We start from the raw sequence: 17,027 nt of genomic DNA, 5'->3' as shown, positions 1-17,027 counted from the left end.
TTCCATAAAAAAATGCCGCTAAAAGATTAGCAGCATTTTTTATTCTATATAAGGTATTATTTTATTCTTCTGTGAAACGCTCAATAACTTCCTGACTCACGCCAGTGTTAGAGAATCCTCCATCATTGTAAAGGTTTTGCATCGTAACTCTCTTTGTTAAGTCAGAGAATAATGTTACGGTATAGTTTGCACAATCTAAAGCAGTTGCGTTTCCTAGTGGCGACATTTTTTCAGCATACGAAATGAATCCGTCAAATCCTTTTACACCTTGTCCAGCCGTTGTTGGCGTTGGTGATTGAGAGATGGTATTGACACGCACTTTTTTCTCTTTCCCAAAGAAATAACCAAAACTACGTGCAATGGATTCTAAGTATGATTTATTATCCGCCATATCATTATAATCTGGGAATGTACGTTGCGCTGCCATGTATGTCAATGCCACAATACTTCCCCATTCGCTCATTGCGTCTGCTTTGTATAATGTTTGCATTACTTTATGAAAAGATACCGCAGAAATGTCCCAACCTTTAGTTGTCCAATCGTAGTTCATATCTGTGTAATGTCTTCCTTTACGAACATTTACAGACATTCCAATAGAATGCAATACGAAGTCAATTTTCCCGCCAAGGATTTCCATAGATTTCGTCACTAAGTTTTCAAGATCTTCTAAACTTGTTGCATCCGCAGGAATAACTTCAGAACCAGTTTGCTCCGCTAAGTTTTTTATAGTTCCCATACGCAATGCAATTGGCGCATTAGTTAATACAAATGTTCCGCCTTCTTCATGAACTCGTACCGCAGTTTTCCATGCAATAGAGTTTTCGTCTAAAGCACCAAAGATGATTCCTCTTTTTCCTTTTAATAAATTATATGACATGCTTGTTGTTTTTAGTCGTTTTGGTAGTTCAAATATATGGTAAAAGATTTAATTGAGCCATTTCTTAAGATCGAAATTATCTTTTACGATTTCAATAATTCTTTCGCATTTGCCAACGCCGAATCGGATATTTTAGCGCCACTTAACATTTGCGCAATTTCCTGTACGCGTTCTTCTTCGTGCAATTGCTTTAAATGCGTGGTTGTAATTTCGTTGATATCTTGTTTATATACTTTAAAATGTTGCTTTCCTTTTGCAGCAATTTGTGGTAAATGCGTTATCGAAAATACTTGCATACTTTTTCCCATATGCTGCATTATTCTTGCCATTTTGCTTGCCACTTCGCCCGAAACTCCTGTGTCAATTTCGTCAAACATAATAGTTGGCAATTGCATGTATTTTGATAAAATTGCTTTGATACACAACATAACTCGTGACAATTCTCCGCCAGAAGCCGCTTTTTTCAATTCGTTAAAGTTTCCACCTTTATTTGCAGAAAATAAAAATTGTAAATCGTCCATTCCGTTTGTGTAGAATTGATCGGTTAACTGTGCTTTTATGTTAAATCGTGCGTTTGGCATACCAAGTGTCGCTAATATTTTTTCTAGCTGTTGCACCAATATTGGAATTCCTTCCGAACGTTTTTTATGAATTATTTTTGCAGCTTCTTTTAATTGTTTACTGATTGCAGAAAGCTCTTTTTCTTTCGCAAGAATAACATCTTCAATACTTTCGGAAATCTGTGCTTTTTCGGAAAGTTCAGCCTGAATCGCTAGTAATTCTTCTACGGCAAGTACATTATGCTTTTTTTGTAGATCGAATATTTTTTGAAGTTTTCCTGAGATTTCTTCCAGTTGCTCTGGATTGAACTCAACGTCGCCTTGCAAATTCATGATTTCATTATACACATCATCCAATTCAATATAGGAACTTTTGATGCGTTCTGCTAGCGAATCAAATTCAGGTGCAATATTCGCTAGTTTCCCTGAAGAGACTTGCAATTCTGAAAGTAAATTCAAAATTCCAACATTTTCATCCGAGAGAAGTTGTTCAGAAGCACTTAAATTTGTTTTAATATCTTCCGCATTATTCAAGCGTTCGTATTGCGCTTCCAAATCTGTCAGCACTACTTTCTCAAGTTTTGCTTCTTCCAATTCTTTCAATAAGAACATATTATAATCATGTTCTTTTTCTAGATCGGCTTGAGTTTCACGTGTCTTTTTTAATTCTTTTTGTGTAGTTTGATATGTTTTTAGCAATTCTTGATACGAAAATACTTCGTCAGTAATAGTTGCTAAGGTATCAATGACTTGAAATTGAAATTGATTATCTGTAAGTTGTAAAGTTTGATGTTGCGAATGAATATCTATTAATTGATCGCCCAAAGCATTTAACACATCCAATCGGACAGGAACATCATTTACAAATGCGCGCGATTTCCCAGAAGGTAATATTTCCCGACGAATAATAGTTTGGTCATCGTAATCAAGATCATTCGCAGAAAAAAAATCTTTTAATTTATATTTTTTTACAGCAAATTCAGCTTCAATCACACATTTACGTTCTTTATCTTTTAAAGAAGATAAATCTGCACGTTTTCCTAATATCAATGCCAAACCGCCTAGAAGAATTGATTTTCCAGCACCAGTTTCACCTGTAATAATAGTTAATCCTTTGTCAAATTCGACCTGTAAAGAATCGATTAACGCAAAGTTTTTTATAGATAATTGTGTGAGCAATGCAGTCGTGTTTTAGATGGTGTTTGTTCAACTACAAAAGTAGACTATTGCACTAAGTTTTCGTAAGAATCAGAATTTAATTTTTTCCCACTTCGAAGCGTGAAATGGAGCTATGCTATTTAGTGTTTCTACCAATTGAGTTACGTTAACTTTTGGTCCGCCAGAAAATATACTTTGCATTTCTTCGGCTTTCGCATCAAAAAACGTTTGCATCAAAAAAGAATTTGGTCTTCTATTGCTTAATGCTTTAAATATTTCCATAACGCCACTAATAGACTGTTTTGCCGCGCTCGGATCGTCTGCCATCATGTCCATTCCTACTCTGTGGTAGTTGTACATTACGGTTCTGTATTCTTTGTAAGTATTGTTCAACATATTATCTAACAATTTCCAACGTGTGCGATTTCCGTCTGCTTCTTGCCAACCTAAAAATCCACTCGATTGCGCAAGATTTACAATTTGTTGCGCTTGTGCATAATAGTCAGATCCGCCACGAAGCGAAAATGTATCTGCATCAATTCCTAAAATTACATGTACATAATACGCAACTACTGCCACTAAATTTGTGGTAAATGCATTTGGATTGTAAACGATTGGCTGAAATTCTTGATAGATGAATCTAAATTGTTTGTCATTGAAGTTGAATACTGGCGATTCAAATGATGAGCTGTAAATTGGTCGTGAAGATTGTACTTGAATCGTAGCAATAAATTGATCAGAACTGTATTCTGATACATTGATCACCATGCTACAATTGATCCGTTCTTGCGGTGCGTATTTTTTATTTGTCCACTGTGTTTTATTTACAAAATCGTTCAAAGAACGCTCTAACGTTTTGAAAATTTGCTGATTTGTCTGATTCACTTGTTGTGCATCAATCTTAATTTGACAATTCAATTCTTGTGCAACACTAAATGTCGTTACACTTAAAAATAAGATACTTAAAACAAGATTACGCATGGATTCGTTTTAAAATTTCACTAAATATATCGTTGGCAACTTCAGCTTTCGACTTAAGTCCAAAAGCTAAGGTATTCATTTTTTTGTCAATAATGGTTACTTTATTCGTTGGTTTTCCGAATCCTGCTCCTTTATCATTTAAGGAATTTAGCACAATCATGTCTAAATTTTTCTTCGTCAACTTTCCTTTTGCATTTTCTAGTTCATTATTCGTTTCTAATGCAAAACCAACTAAAAACTGATCTTTTTTAATGGCTCCTAAAGAAGCTAAGACGTCTTTTGTTTTAATCAATTCTATAGTTAACGTTGAATCCTTCTTTTTTATTTTCTGAGAAGCTACATCTTTTGATTTGTAATCTGCAACTGCTGCTGCTAGAATTGCAATATCTGCCGAAGGAAAATCTTCGTGTGCCGCAATATACATGTCTTCCGCACTTATTACATTGACAACTTTTACAGATGAATGTGAAATACTTTGATGGTTTGGACCTGCAATTAAAACGACATCAGCGCCTAAATTTGCAGCCGTACGCGCTAATTCAAAGCCCATTTTCCCTGAAGAATGATTCCCGATAAAACGCACAGGATCAATTGCTTCGTAGGTTGGGCCAGCGGTAATGATTACTTTTTTTCCTTTCAGCGGAAGCTGTTCTAGTATATTATTTTCAATAAAAGTTATGATGTCTTCGGGTTCTGCCATTCTACCTTCGCCAACCAAACCACTTGCCAATTCGCCACTTGTTGCAGGAATCATGACATTTCCATAACTGGAAAGTTTTTCAAAAGAGTTTTTAGTGGATGGATGTTTGTACATATCTAAGTCCATTGCTGGCGCAAAGTATACAGGACATTTTGCAGATAAATAGGTAGCTAATAATAAGTTATCGCTGTTTCCTGTTGCCATTTTGGACAGTGTATTTGCTGTTGCTGGCGCAATTAGCATAAAATCTGCCCACAAACCAAGTTCCACATGATTTGTCCACATATCGTTTTCATCATCTTGATTTGTGAATGATGAATGTACTGGATTTTTTGATAGCGTGGAGAGCGTTAACGGCGTAATGAAGTCTTTAGCAGCAGGCGTCATAATCACTTGGATTTCTGCGCCTGCTTTTATAAATAACCGAACTAGAGAAGCTGTTTTATAAGCGGCAATTCCAGCGGTAACGCCTAATACTACTTTTTTGCCTCTTAGAATTGACATATGTTATGCTTCTTCTTTTGTGTTACGGTAATATATTTTATCTTCTAACCATTCTTGTACTGCAATTGCATGTGGTTTTGGAAGTTTTTCGTAGAATTTAGATACTTCAATTTGCTCTTTGTTTTCGAAGATTTCTTCTAAACTGTCGTTGTGTGTAGCAAATTCATCTAACTTTTCGATTAATTCTTTTTTAATTTCTGAATTGATCTGGATTGCTCTTTTAGCTACCACAGAAATCGCTTCATAAATATTGTCCGTTGGCGCATCAAATTGATTTCTTTCAATTGTTACTGTGCTAATTGGAGCTTCTAAGTTTTTTATATCAACCATAATTCAGGATTATTTTGTAAATTTTGCTAATTCTTCTGTTATTGTAGCCATAATTTCGTCGGCTTCTTCTCTATATTTCGATTCAGGATAAAACTTTACCAACGATCTGTATGCTGATGCTGCTTCACCAAAACGATCTTCCATTAACGTTTTGAAACTTTTTGTTGCCAAATTGTACGTCGCGCTTAATTTTAAGAACATTGCATCTTCTCTGAAGCTAGTTCCTGGATAATCTGAAAGGAAATTTTCCGTTGCTTTGATCGATGATTTGTAATCAGAAATCGTATTGTATTGTTTTGCAATTTCGTATGCTTTCTTCTCAATTTTCGTTGTCAACTCATCTACCATAACGTTTGCGTCTGATAAATGTTTTGAATCTGGATAATTGTTGATGAATGATTGCAACTTATCAACTGCCTTAATCGTTTCTTTTTGATCAATACTATACCGAGGCGATTCCATGTAATAACTTTTCGCTTCTAAAAAAGAAGCTGTTTGTAAGCTATCACTTTTTGGATAAGTTTTTACAAAACGCTCAAATTGATATGCGGACGTAAAGTAATATCCAGTTTCAAATAATGATCTTGCATATAAATAAGTAACACGCTCGCCTTGTGGTTTTCCTCTGTATTTTGGAACTATTTGTTCAAAAAGTCTACTTGCCTTCTTGTACTTTGCTTCCTTAAAAAAGCGTTCTGCTAATTGGTATTTTACTTTCGTATCTTCCGATTTCAGCGCTTTTTGGTATTCACTACACGAAGCTAGCGTTCCAGTTATTAAAACTATGTATAGAAATTTCCTCATCTTTTTAAACATCTTGCAAAAATAGGTATTTATTATGTATTATGAAAACATTTTAAGCCGCTAAAATAACTTTAGAAATCTGATTTTCATATTCTTTAGCAGAGTTTTAACTTTTTTGTCGAAATTACTTTGGATAGATTCCTGCTAAACCGCTAATTTACTGGACTTTCTTAATGATCTTTAGTTTGTTGAACTTCTTAGATTTTTAGACTTTAGCAGACATATTATTCATCTCAACGTATTCAGTTTGATGGTTTTTATTGTTATTTTTTTGTTTAATGAATCTCTTTACGGTTTGAGGTTGAGGTTTTTTGACGATTGTCATCGAATAATTATGTCAATATGAACGAAAATGAAGCGCATTTATTTCATAAAATAGTAACCAATACACACAAAAAATCTTGATACTAAAATCCTAATTCTTTTCCTTTTCTTGCCATTCAGTTATGAATTTAATCCGTCAGTAAAAGTGCTGATTTTTTGTTTCAGCGCATCCGAAGCTTCCACCAACGGCAAACGCACAGTTGCTCTAGACAAATTCAGTTTTTCGAAAACCGCTTTGATTCCTGCCGGATTTCCTTCTTCAAAAATATAATCAATAGCAGGCATTATTTTGTAGTGTAATTTGTTTGCTTCTTTCACGCTTCCTGTCAATCCTAAACGAATCATTTCTGAAAATTCTTTCGGATATCCTTGTCCAATTACTGAAATCACGCCTGCGCCACCTGCAAAAACCATCGGCAATGAAATCATATCATCGCCCGAAATCACTAAGAAATCTTTTGGAACATCTTTTAGCAATCGCATCGCTTGTACAATATCGCCAGCGGCTTCTTTGACAGCAATAATGTTATCAAAATCGGTTGCCAACCGAATTACAGTTTCTGGCAACATATTACTTGACGTTCTTCCTGGAACATTATATAAAATTATAGGTTTTGGACTTGCTTCCGCAATCGCTTTGAAATGCTGATAAATTCCTTCCTGCGTAGGTCTGTTATAATATGGAGAAACCGATAATATGGCATCAATATGTTCTAAATCGGTTGTTTTTAGCTCGTTTACAACTGCCGCCGTATTATTTCCGCCAATTCCTAAAACAATTGGTAACCGTTTATTATTCGCTTTTACAATGGTGTCAACTACACGTATTTTTTCATCTGCGGTTAACACAACGCTTTCTGCAGTCGTTCCTAAAACAACCAAATAGTTAATTCCGCCTTTAATCACATGCTCCACAATGTTTGCAAGTGCGTTTGTATCTACGGAAGTATTTGCGTGAAAAGGTGTAACCAATGCGACTCCAGTTCCTATGAATTTCTTCATGTTATAGTTTGTTTAGTATGTGTAAATATGTATGTAGTTCCTTTGTAAAAGTTGCTATTTCGTTTGTTGTTGTTTGAATAATTAAATCATGAATTTCTTGATCGCTTCCTGCAATACCAACTTTAAAATTTGCGTTGTGCAAACCTGAAACTAATTGCAATGGTACTACATTTGTACTGTAATAACTGATTAATACATCAAATGGTTTGTCTAAGAAATTTTGCAACGCTTCTGTTTTTGGTTTTCCTTTCCAGCCAAAATCTTTTTCATAAAAAACAGGATACTTTAGTTCACGCGTTTTCTTAAAATCTTTATGATAACACAAAACGTCAATTTCTGCATTAAGTTTCAAACCCGCTACAATTTGCGCAACTTCATTCGTTTCATCAGCATTTATGACAATTCCGACTGTTTGTATCGGTTTTGTATTGACTTCTCTCACACTTGAATTGTCAAGTTTTTTAGCCAAAGCTTTCTTAGCCGATTTATATTGTAATGCTTTTAAAAACATGTATTCTGTTTGATTCTCCACAAAAATAATCTTTTTCAACAAAAAAAAGAGACACATACATATGTATACATCTCTTCATGATATTCAATAAGCTAACTTTTACCCTTTTTAACGTTAGTTATACCGCAATATACGAGTCAGTTAGCAGAATAAAAGACATTTTTTGTAAACGTCGTTTTTTAACAACAAACGTCATTTTTTGGCAAGGATTCACAAAAAAAGTGTGTGTGTTGACATTTTTTTAGTATAAATCGCGCCAATTGTATCTGTGATTTTTCCTAATTTGCGACATATTTAATTTTTATGAGAAAGATTGTTGCACTATTTGCTGTTTTTTTAGTTTTTGCTTGCGCAGAAGAAAAACAAGGTGTTTCCCGAATTGAAGGAAAACGAATTACCATTAGCGATTCCTTAACCGCAAATGAAGAAATTGAAGCGTATATAAAACCCTTTCGGGAGCGGATTCAGGAAGATATGGAGAAAGTGCTGAGTTACGCACCAATGGATATGAACAAGAATGACGGCGAACTCGAATCTACGATTGGTAATTTGATGGCAGATTTTGTGAAATCGCAAAGTGAGCCAGTATATAAAAAACGTACAGGAAAAAGTATTGATCTTTGCTTGTTGAATCATGGCGGAATTAGAGCAGCAATTCCGAAAGGACCAATTAATACAAGAACCGCTTTTAATGTAATGCCATTTGAGAATTCGATTGTGGTAGCGGAACTAACTTCCGAAAACATGAATGCGTTAGTGGATTATCTGGTGGAAGCCAAAAGAGCACATCCAATTTCTGGCTTGACCATTAAATTAGATAAAAATGATAACGTGCTTGAAGCATTAGTCAACGGAAAACCTATTGAAAACGGAAAAACGTATACAGTTGTGACTTCCGATTATTTGCAAAATGGCGGTGACGGAATGAATTTTTTGAAAAATGATGTTGTGTCTTTAGAAGTCCTAGATTACAAGATTAGAAATGCAATGATTGATTATTTTAAAAGCGTAGACACAATTCCTGCACGATTGGATGGCAGATTTGTAAAGCAATAACAACAAACAGATGAAAAGAAGAGATTTTATACAACATTCGTTAGCCACAAGTGCTTTTGTAACTTTAGGAGGTTTGTCTTTACAAAGTTTTACAGCGAAATCAGCAAAGAAACATATTACTATTTTACATACAAATGACGTTCACAGTCACATTGATCCTTTTGATGCAAATGATGCTCGAAATCCGAATCAAGGTGGAGCAGCACGTAGAGCGACATTGATTTCTAAAATTAGAAAGGAAAATCCAAATACGTTATTATTGGATGCAGGCGATATTTTTCAAGGAACTCCGTATTTTAATTATTACGGTGGCGAATTGGAATTTAAGCTAATGAGCATGATGAAGTACGATTTGGCAACGATTGGAAACCACGATTTTGATAATGGCGTTGACGGATTGTACGCGCAATTGCCAAATGCGAAGTTTGATTTTGTTTCGGCAAATTATGACTTCAAAAACACAGTAATGGACACGCATGTGAAACCGTATAAAATCTTTATGAAAGACGGAATTAAGATTGGAATTTTCGGCCTTGGTGTGAAGTTGGAAGGTTTGGTTGACAAACGTATGTACAAGGAAACTGTATACAACGAGCCTATTGAATCTGCGCAAGATATGAGTCGAATTTTGAAAGAAGATGAAAAGTGCGATTTGGTCATTTGTTTGTCACATTTGGGTTATAATTATAGAAAAAATCCTGAGCGACCTTCAGATTTAATTTTGGCTAAAAAAACCAAGAATATTGACTTGATTATTGGTGGACATACACATACTTTTTTGCCAAAACCAACGATTGAAAAGAATATTGATGGAGAATCTGTTTTAGTAAATCAAGTTGGTGCATATGGTTTGTATGTTGGTCGAATTGACTTTTATTTTGATGATGAAAAGAATGTAATCGCCAATGGAAAATCGATTATTGTGGAATAATTTTTATACTTCCAAAAACACTTTAAATAACGTGAATTCGATATAAAATTTCAGAGTGTTTTTTTGTCTTTTCCGCAGTATAGCAGGGATTTTTCGTTAAGAATTTTCGAATCCTTGGAGAAAATTTAGAAAAATTCATGCGGTTTTAGTTTTTCCCTAAAAGAAAAACTAAAAATACCTCTGGAAAAGCGCACTTTCTTTTGTTGAAGCCTGTGCTGAACTTGATTCAGTATTCTTTGTGCGAGCAAAGAAAACGAAAATAATCAAATGAAAATCAAACACTTAGTACTTATTTTGAAAATATGATCAAAATATTATTTGAGTAAACTTATATCGAACTGACGTTAAACACCTAATTATAAGATAGTTATTATCTTTTTCTTTGTTGTTTCATTGAGAAATAAAACAACGTATGCTATTATATGAAATGCAAATTATATAGAAATTTTACTCTAGTTCAACATATCGATACATTGCATAATGCATCAATAAGAATGTGATTATGACACCAATTTTTACTTCAGCGACATATCCAAAAAACAAATTGTATCCGTGCATAATTGTTGACACAACAAACACCATTCCTGAAATGAGCAACCACAAATTACGTTTGTTACTTTGATTGATGTAGATCAGAGAGGAAATTAAAAAGAAAAAACCAACAAAAAATACGTATAACATAATATAATTAAATACGTCTCCTCCTACTGCGTCTGAATATAAAATTAATGGCACTAAGTAAATTATAAGAAAAGGAACGATAGCGATACATACACTTTTAATGGAAATAACTGTTGCTTGTTTTAAACTAATAATGACATAAAAAAGCACGCCTGCCGCATAAGATACGAGTCCAATTTCAAAATATGTTCTCTTATAAAAAAAGATAACCCCTAGAAATGTAAAAACTAACGCAATTACATAATACCAATTGATTCTTTTTACAGAGACAAAATATAAAATCAGTAAAACTGGTAATGGTAAAAAAGTTGTATACTTTCTATCAATAATAGCTGGAAATAATACTCCAAAAACATCTAAGAATAAGAAGGCAAAATATAGATAGGTAAGAATTTTTCGTTTCGACATTCAATCACTTTTTTAATAGTAATTAAGTTACAAAATATTTTCTAAAGATTCAGTAAAGAAATGATTTTGTAAGCTATATTTTTTTTAATCGACTATAATTGCAACTAAAAACCAACTTTCATGAAAAAATACATTCCATTTATCATCCGATTGGCTATTGCCATCATTTTAATTCAAACGTTACGATTTAAACTTTCTGGAGCTGAAGATAGTGTTTATATTTTTGAAAAAGTAGGCTTAGAACCTGTTGGACGCATCGGAATTGGAATTGCAGAACTGATTGCTGCAATTTTAATTTTAATTCCAAGAACTGCTTGGCTTGGCGCAATACTTACTTTAGGAATTATTGGTGGCGCAATTATGATGCATTTAACTGTTTTAGGTATTGAAGTTCCGTTTAAAGGCGAACTTGATGGCGGCACCTTATTTATTACTGCAGTCGTTGTTTTTATTTTAAGTGCAATTACACTTTGGTTGCAACGCAAAAACATTCCGATTATTGGTAAGAAATTAAATTAAAAGGAGTTCGGCCCATAATTTCAGAGTATTTTTTGTCTTTTCCGTAGTATAGCTGGAATTTTTCGTTAAGAATTTTCGAATCCTTGGAGAAAATTTAGAAAAGTTCTAGCGGTTTTAGTTTTTCCTTAAAAGAAAAACTAAAAATACCTCTGGAAAAGCGCACTTTCTTTTGTTGACGCCAGTGCTGAACTTGATTCAGTATTCTTTGTGCGAACAAAGAAAACGAAAATCAAATACTTAACACTTCTTTTAAAATATGTTCAAAAATTTTATTTAAGGAAACTTATTTAGCATCAGCTACTAACTATTCTTTAGTTCATCATTCAATGTACTAATCAATGAATAATCGTCTTCGTTCTCGTCATACAACATAAATTTCAACACAAAAAACTGTATAAAAAGACTGCAAAGCACGACAATTACTGTAAACATAGTTTCGTACATGTACAATTCATTCAAAACAATGATAATGTTCATAAAACCTAAGTTAATAGCTGCAATCAACATCCATAAATTCGACTGATTTTTATCTTTTATGTAATAGTACAAAGAGGTCATGAAATAACTTAACATGAAGAACATTAAGACGCTAAAATAGAGTACAACTTCGGTAAGTTCCGATGAAATTGTTTGAATAACGCTGTAATAAAGGTATAAAACTGGCAATGAAATTAACGCGACATAAAAATACGTTTTCAATTCTCCTTTTTTCATCACATTTCGGACATACATCATACGTAAGTAAAAAATATAGAAGAACGAAAACAATATAGAAACCGCTTTTAAATGCTCGCGCATGCCTAGAATTAATAGAATTCCGCCAATAACTCCAATGATTTGAGAAAGTATGTACAATACGCTTGTAGGTTCTTTTTTTTCTGTGAAATAAATGATTAAAATGGTAAGTACTGTAAACGGTTGCACATAAATTAAACTAAACTTTTCAAAAAATATAGCCACTAGCATCGTAATAATTCCAGAAATGATAAAAGCAATATGCGTTGGTTTGGTTACATCCATTTAATTATATCATATTCAAAAACTCATCTTCAGTTACTATCGTTATGTTTAATTTCTCTGCTTTCTCGCGTTTGCTAGGTCCCATTTTGTCACCTGCAACAACGAATGATGTTTTAGAAGATATAGAAGAAGATACTTTTCCTCCATTATTTTCTATGAGTTTTTTAAGTTCGTTTCGCGATACTTTTTCGAATACTCCAGAAACCACAAATGATTTCCCTAACAAAGTTTCGGTCAATCCTTCTAACTGTTCCGCAGAAAACTCTAATTGTACTCCATATTGCTTCAAACGATTAATGGTTTCTAAGTTAGCTTCTTCTGAGAAATAATGCGCCACACTTTCGGCGATCTTCACTCCTATCTCGTCGACGTTCACTAAATCTTCCGACGAAGCGTTCATTAAAGCCTCAATAGATTTGTAATGTTTTGCCAATTTTTTAGCTACAGTTTCTCCTACGTATCTAATTCCTAACGCGTACAAAACACGTTCAAACGGAATTTTCTTTGATTCCTCAATTCCATTCACCAAATTTTCAGCACTTTTCTCTGCCATTCGCTCTAGCGGAATTACCTGTTCTTTGGTCAATTCGTATAAATCAGCATAATTTGTAATCAAACCTTCATGTACTAATAACGCAACAGTTTCGCCGCCTAAACCTTCAATATCCATTGCTTTGCGCGAAATATAATGCTGAATTCTCCCGACAATTTGTGGCGTACAACCAGAAACATTTGGACAATAATGTTGCGCTTCGCCTTCTTTTCGTTCCAAAGGCGTTTCACATTCAGGGCACGTGGTTCTATATACAGTTTCGGTAGAATCTGAAGGTCGTAACTCCAAATTAACACCAACTATTTTTGGAATAATTTCGCCACCTTTTTCAACAAAAACGGTATCGCGTTCTCTAATATCCAATCTCTCTATTTGATCTGCATTATGCAAAGAAGCACGTTTTACAGTTGTTCCAGCCAATAAAACAGGAACCAAATTTGCCACAGGAGTAATGGCGCCAGTTCGCCCAACTTGATACGTAATTTCGTTTAAAACCGTCGAAACTTGCTCCGCTTTAAACTTATACGCCATTGCCCAACGTGGTGCTTTAGCAGTATATCCTAACTCTTCTTGATGCTGCAAATTGTTGACTTTTATCACAACGCCATCAATTTCATATTCAAGTTCGTGACGATTGGCTTCCCAATAATTTACAAACTCCAAAATTTCATCTACATTCTTGGCAACTTTTGCGACTGTTGGCACTTTAAATCCCCAACTTCTAGCTTTCTCTAAACTTTCAAACTGTGTTGAAATTGGCAAATTTTCGCCTTTTATATTATATAACAAACATTCTAACGGACGTTTTGCCACTTCGCTACTATCTTGTAATTTTAAGCTTCCAGAAGCTGTATTTCGTGGATTCATATACGGTTCTTCACCATTTTCGACACGTTCTTCATTCATTTTTTTAAATCCGTCAAGCGGAAGAATAATCTCGCCGCGAATATCAAACTTTGGAGGAAAATCTCCTTTTAGACGTAACGGAACCGTTTTGATGGTTTTGATATTATTCGTAACCTCATCTCCTTGAAAACCGTCGCCACGCGTGACAGCTTTTATCAATTTTCCATTTTCGTATGTCAAATTCATGGAGGCGCCATCATACTTTAATTCACACGTAAACTCCACATTTTCCACATCAAGAATCTTTTCAATACGTTTTTCCCAATCGAGTAAATCTTCTTTCGAATACGAATTCTCCAATGAATACATGCGATATTCATGCGGAATCGTATTAAAGTTCTTCGTAATCGTTCCACCAACGCGCAATGTTGGCGAATTTGGATCGTGAAATTCAGGATGTTTTGCTTCTAACGCTAGTAATTCTTTGAGTTTCATGTCAAAGTCGTAATCCTCAATCGTAGGATTATCTAATACATAATAATTGTAATTATGTTCGCGTAATTCATCGCGCAAAGCGTTTAATTGTAATTGTATATCGTTCATTTGATCTCTAAAAATCGTTTTGTAAATCTATTTTTTATTTATGATTTGTACGCAATCATTTTTCGTTTCGTAAATCCGTAATACATAATATATCCATAACAAACAATTGCTAAAACAAATGCGGTTTTAAAGCCAAATCCATCAATTAAATTCCCAAAAATGAATGGAATAATTGCGCCACCAACAATTGCCATACAAAGCAATCCAGATGCTTGTGCTTTTAATTCTCCTAAACCTTCAAGACTTAGCGTAAATATAGTTGGAAACATAATTGAATTAAATAATCCTACTGCCAAAATTGACCACATAGAGATTAATCCTGTGGTGCTTATTGAAATTAAGATCATCAAAATTGCCAAGATTGCAAAAGTACTCAATACTTTTGCTGGCGACATTATTTTTGTCAAATATGCACCAACAAAACGACCAATCATTGCGCCGCCCCAATAAAATATAATGAAAACACCTAATAATGATTTCGGATCTTTTCCATCAAAATCTTTCCCAAAAACGTCCGCAATTGTGTTTGCAATGCTCATCATGGTTTCGTTTCCTGCGACAATTGCGCCCAAATTCATATCGTCAAAATAATTCACTAAAAAGCTTCCAATAGAAACCTCAGCGCCAACGTAGACAAAGATTCCCAAAGCTCCCAATAACATTGCTTTGTTTTTAAACAAGGTTACATAACCACCTTCTGGGCTTTTTTCTATAATTGTTGGTAATTTGATAAAGAAAAATGATACTGATAACAATCCTATGAAACCTGCAATGAACAAAAAAGGCGTTTGTACAGTTGTCGCTTCTGCGATGTAATATGCTTCTTTATCAAGATCACTTAATGCTTTTATTTGTTCCGAAGTTTTTACAGAATCACTCAACAAGTACAATGCGCCAACAACAGGCGCAATCGTTGTTCCTAAAGAATTGAATGCCTGTGATAAATTTAATCGACTACTTGCGCCATCTTCACTTCCTAACAATGCAACATACGGATTTGCAGCAACTTGCAACACGGTAATTCCAGCGGCAAGCGTAAAATATCCTATTAAAAACACATAAAATGTTCTGTATTCTGCCGCAGGATAAAATAATAAGCAACCAATTGCCATAATGACCAATCCTAAAATGATTCCTTTTTTGTATCCTATTTTTGACAAAATTGCACTTGCAGGAATAGAAAACACAAAGAAAGCAACGAAAAAGGCAAACTGAACCGTCACAGTTCTTGCATACGTCATTTCGAAAACATCTTTTAATCTTGGCACTAAACTATCTACTAAAACCGTGATAAATCCCCAAAGGAAAAATAAAGTAGTTAGGAATATAAAGGCACTTTTGTATGATTTGTTGGTTGACATGTTGGGTTTTGGGTTTTGGGTTTTGCATTTCGACTGCGCTCAATGTGACAGTTGCTGGTTACTTGTTACTTGTTAAGTTATTTGCAATACATTCTAAATCAAAGCATAAACTATTAAACTTTTTTTTGTGAATTCGTTTTTTGTGAATTTGTTATTTTGTTTTTACTCAACTCATAACTTTTAACTATTCACTTTTAACTATTCACTTTTAACTTTTTTTACTATAATAATCCGACTTATGATTTTTATTCTCATTGTCTTGATAAACCGTATAATTAAACCATTCATGAATACAATATGCGCCAGTTTCTCCTTGTTTGTTCACCGCAATATAACCAACTTGAAAATCTTTAAAATTAGGACTTTTCTTCACAACACGTTTTACGGCTTCTTCACAGGCTTCTTGTGGCGTTCTTCCTTGTCGCATGAGTTCTACAATTAAGAAACTTCCAACTGTTTTTAGGACTTCTTCGCCCATTCCTGTTGCGGTTGCGCCTCCAATTTCGTTGTCAATGAATAATCCAGAACCTATAATTGCCGAATCGCCCACGCGACCTTGCATTTTGTAGGATAATCCACTTGTGGTACATGCGCCAGAAATATCGCCGTTTTTGTCAATTGCGAGCATTCCAATCGTATCATGATTTTCTACATTGATAATTGGTTTATACTTTGCTTCTATCTTCCACTTTTCCCACGCTTTTTTAGAGCTTTCTGTGAGTAAATTTTCTGGTGTAAAACCACTTTCAACTGCAAATTGCTTTGCCCCATTTCCTGCTAAAAGCACATGTGGTGTATCTTCCATGACTTTTCGGGCAACCGAAATCGGATGTTTTATATTTTCAATACAAACAACCGCACCATAATTGCCTTCTTTGTCCATAATGCACGCGTCTAACGTTACATTTCCGTCTCTATCGGGCAAACCACCAATTCCAACCGATTGATTATTTTCGTCAGCTTCTTCTACTCTAACACCTTGTTCTACGGCATCTAACGCAGATTTCCCTTCTTGCAAAACGTCCCAAGCTTTTTGAGTTGCATTTGGTACATTCCACGTAGCAATCACTATCGGAATTATAGGTTTTGCAGTTGTAGACGTTCCCGCAACAGCGGTTTTAACTTCATTGTTTTTTTCATCCGCACAAGCAGTTAACGCACTTCCTATAGTAAGTCCTAACCCTGTTAAAGCGGCACTTTGTAAAAATTTTCTTCTTTTCAAATTGTTAGAATTTATATCTCGACTGCGCTCGGAATGACAGAGCTTCAAATTATCTTAAAGCAAAGCACGCTGAGCG

At 34.4% G+C, this 17,027-nt stretch carries 16 protein-coding genes; 3 read left to right on the top strand and 13 right to left on the bottom strand.

Features of this window, described 5'->3' with window-relative positions:
• Positions 1-61 precede the first annotated feature (61 nt).
• The 8 genes from IMCC3317_RS00640 to IMCC3317_RS00605 all read right to left on the bottom strand — a co-directional run bounded on the left by IMCC3317_RS00640 (position 62) and on the right by IMCC3317_RS00605 (position 7,772).
• A complete protein-coding gene (locus IMCC3317_RS00640) occupies positions 62-877 on the bottom strand; it encodes an enoyl-ACP reductase FabI (RefSeq protein ID WP_160127577.1) in 816 nt (271 codons plus the stop codon).
• Positions 878-960: 83 nt separating this feature from the next.
• Positions 961-2,616 carry a DNA repair protein RecN gene (gene recN / locus IMCC3317_RS00635; protein ID WP_160127576.1) on the bottom strand — a complete coding sequence of 552 codons (1,656 nt, stop codon included), beginning with the start codon at positions 2,614-2,616 and terminating at the stop codon, positions 961-963.
• 69 nt (positions 2,617-2,685) lie between these two features.
• A complete protein-coding gene (gene porD / locus IMCC3317_RS00630; RefSeq protein ID WP_160127575.1) occupies positions 2,686-3,576 on the bottom strand; it encodes a type IX secretion system protein PorD in 891 nt (296 codons plus the stop codon).
• Positions 3,569-4,780: a bifunctional phosphopantothenoylcysteine decarboxylase/phosphopantothenate--cysteine ligase CoaBC gene (gene coaBC / locus IMCC3317_RS00625; protein WP_160127574.1), complete on the bottom strand. Its 1,212-nt coding sequence runs from the start codon at positions 4,778-4,780 to the stop codon at positions 3,569-3,571. The genes porD and coaBC overlap by 8 nt, the downstream gene beginning before the upstream one ends.
• A gap of 3 nt (positions 4,781-4,783) precedes the next feature.
• On the bottom strand, positions 4,784-5,110 hold the full coding sequence (locus IMCC3317_RS00620) for a DNA-directed RNA polymerase subunit omega (RefSeq protein WP_160127573.1): 327 nt from the start codon (positions 5,108-5,110) through the stop codon (positions 4,784-4,786).
• A gap of 9 nt (positions 5,111-5,119) precedes the next feature.
• On the bottom strand, positions 5,120-5,914 hold the full coding sequence (locus IMCC3317_RS00615) for an outer membrane protein assembly factor BamD (RefSeq protein WP_160127572.1): 795 nt from the start codon (positions 5,912-5,914) through the stop codon (positions 5,120-5,122).
• Between the two features lie 444 nt (positions 5,915-6,358).
• Entirely contained in the window at positions 6,359-7,240 is an 882-nt protein-coding gene (dapA, locus tag IMCC3317_RS00610) for a 4-hydroxy-tetrahydrodipicolinate synthase (protein ID WP_160127571.1), read from the bottom strand.
• A 1-nt stretch (position 7,241) separates the two neighbouring features.
• The gene (locus IMCC3317_RS00605) at positions 7,242-7,772 is read right to left on the bottom strand and encodes a DUF6913 domain-containing protein (protein WP_160127570.1); all 531 of its coding nucleotides are present in this window, start codon (positions 7,770-7,772) and stop codon (positions 7,242-7,244) included.
• Between the two features lie 282 nt (positions 7,773-8,054).
• Here IMCC3317_RS00605 and IMCC3317_RS00600 point away from each other — a divergent pair, with 282 nt between their 5' ends.
• Positions 8,055-8,807 carry a 5'-nucleotidase C-terminal domain-containing protein gene (locus IMCC3317_RS00600; protein WP_160127569.1) on the top strand — a complete coding sequence of 251 codons (753 nt, stop codon included), beginning with the start codon at positions 8,055-8,057 and terminating at the stop codon, positions 8,805-8,807.
• A 10-nt stretch (positions 8,808-8,817) separates the two neighbouring features.
• Positions 8,818-9,738: a bifunctional metallophosphatase/5'-nucleotidase gene (locus IMCC3317_RS00595; RefSeq protein ID WP_160127568.1), complete on the top strand. Its 921-nt coding sequence runs from the start codon at positions 8,818-8,820 to the stop codon at positions 9,736-9,738.
• 447 nt (positions 9,739-10,185) lie between these two features.
• Here the strand turns inward: IMCC3317_RS00595 and IMCC3317_RS00590 are convergent, their stop codons facing one another.
• Positions 10,186-10,827: a lysoplasmalogenase family protein gene (locus IMCC3317_RS00590; protein ID WP_160127567.1), complete on the bottom strand. Its 642-nt coding sequence runs from the start codon at positions 10,825-10,827 to the stop codon at positions 10,186-10,188.
• Between the two features lie 120 nt (positions 10,828-10,947).
• Here IMCC3317_RS00590 and IMCC3317_RS00585 point away from each other — a divergent pair, with 120 nt between their 5' ends.
• Positions 10,948-11,346 carry a DoxX family membrane protein gene (locus IMCC3317_RS00585; RefSeq protein ID WP_160127566.1) on the top strand — a complete coding sequence of 133 codons (399 nt, stop codon included), beginning with the start codon at positions 10,948-10,950 and terminating at the stop codon, positions 11,344-11,346.
• A 300-nt stretch (positions 11,347-11,646) separates the two neighbouring features.
• On the opposite strand, the gene IMCC3317_RS00580 is transcribed toward IMCC3317_RS00585, so the two are convergent.
• From IMCC3317_RS00580 to IMCC3317_RS00565, 4 genes are all read right to left on the bottom strand, one after another.
• The gene (locus tag IMCC3317_RS00580; protein WP_160127565.1) at positions 11,647-12,366 is read right to left on the bottom strand and encodes a hypothetical protein; all 720 of its coding nucleotides are present in this window, start codon (positions 12,364-12,366) and stop codon (positions 11,647-11,649) included.
• A gap of 4 nt (positions 12,367-12,370) precedes the next feature.
• On the bottom strand, positions 12,371-14,368 hold the full coding sequence (gene ligA / locus IMCC3317_RS00575) for an NAD-dependent DNA ligase LigA (protein WP_160127564.1): 1,998 nt from the start codon (positions 14,366-14,368) through the stop codon (positions 12,371-12,373).
• Between the two features lie 38 nt (positions 14,369-14,406).
• Positions 14,407-15,729 (bottom strand): sugar MFS transporter, encoded by a 1,323-nt coding sequence (locus tag IMCC3317_RS00570; RefSeq protein ID WP_160127563.1) that lies wholly within the window; start codon positions 15,727-15,729, stop codon positions 14,407-14,409.
• 208 nt (positions 15,730-15,937) lie between these two features.
• A complete protein-coding gene (locus tag IMCC3317_RS00565) occupies positions 15,938-16,951 on the bottom strand; it encodes a N(4)-(beta-N-acetylglucosaminyl)-L-asparaginase (RefSeq protein WP_160127562.1) in 1,014 nt (337 codons plus the stop codon).
• Positions 16,952-17,027: the final 76 nt, after the last annotated feature.

Origin of the sequence: Kordia antarctica (assembly GCF_009901525.1) — a bacterium.
Classification (GTDB): Bacteria; Bacteroidota; Bacteroidia; order Flavobacteriales; family Flavobacteriaceae; genus Kordia; species Kordia antarctica.
Note: the sequence above shows the minus strand (reverse complement) of the source record. Positions and strands in the feature narration are given on the sequence as shown.

What these genes read in the sequence shown, in the direction of transcription:
- IMCC3317_RS00640 (WP_160127577.1), bottom strand. Translation starts at nt 877, where the DNA reads ATGTCATATAATTTATTAAAAGGAAAAAGAGGAATCATCTTTGGTGCT.
- porD (WP_160127575.1), bottom strand. Translation starts at nt 3,576, where the DNA reads ATGCGTAATCTTGTTTTAAGTATCTTATTTTTAAGTGTAACGACATTT.
- coaBC (WP_160127574.1), bottom strand. Translation starts at nt 4,780, where the DNA reads ATGTCAATTCTAAGAGGCAAAAAAGTAGTATTAGGCGTTACCGCTGGA.
- IMCC3317_RS00620 (WP_160127573.1), bottom strand. Translation starts at nt 5,110, where the DNA reads ATGGTTGATATAAAAAACTTAGAAGCTCCAATTAGCACAGTAACAATT.
- IMCC3317_RS00615 (WP_160127572.1), bottom strand. Translation starts at nt 5,914, where the DNA reads ATGAGGAAATTTCTATACATAGTTTTAATAACTGGAACGCTAGCTTCG.
- dapA (WP_160127571.1), bottom strand. Translation starts at nt 7,240, where the DNA reads ATGAAGAAATTCATAGGAACTGGAGTCGCATTGGTTACACCTTTTCAC.
- IMCC3317_RS00600 (WP_160127569.1), top strand. Translation starts at nt 8,055, where the DNA reads ATGAGAAAGATTGTTGCACTATTTGCTGTTTTTTTAGTTTTTGCTTGC.
- IMCC3317_RS00595 (WP_160127568.1), top strand. Translation starts at nt 8,818, where the DNA reads ATGAAAAGAAGAGATTTTATACAACATTCGTTAGCCACAAGTGCTTTT.
- IMCC3317_RS00590 (WP_160127567.1), bottom strand. Translation starts at nt 10,827, where the DNA reads ATGTCGAAACGAAAAATTCTTACCTATCTATATTTTGCCTTCTTATTC.
- IMCC3317_RS00585 (WP_160127566.1), top strand. Translation starts at nt 10,948, where the DNA reads ATGAAAAAATACATTCCATTTATCATCCGATTGGCTATTGCCATCATT.
- IMCC3317_RS00580 (WP_160127565.1), bottom strand. Translation starts at nt 12,366, where the DNA reads ATGGATGTAACCAAACCAACGCATATTGCTTTTATCATTTCTGGAATT.
- ligA (WP_160127564.1), bottom strand. Translation starts at nt 14,368, where the DNA reads ATGAACGATATACAATTACAATTAAACGCTTTGCGCGATGAATTACGC.
- IMCC3317_RS00570 (WP_160127563.1), bottom strand. Translation starts at nt 15,729, where the DNA reads ATGTCAACCAACAAATCATACAAAAGTGCCTTTATATTCCTAACTACT.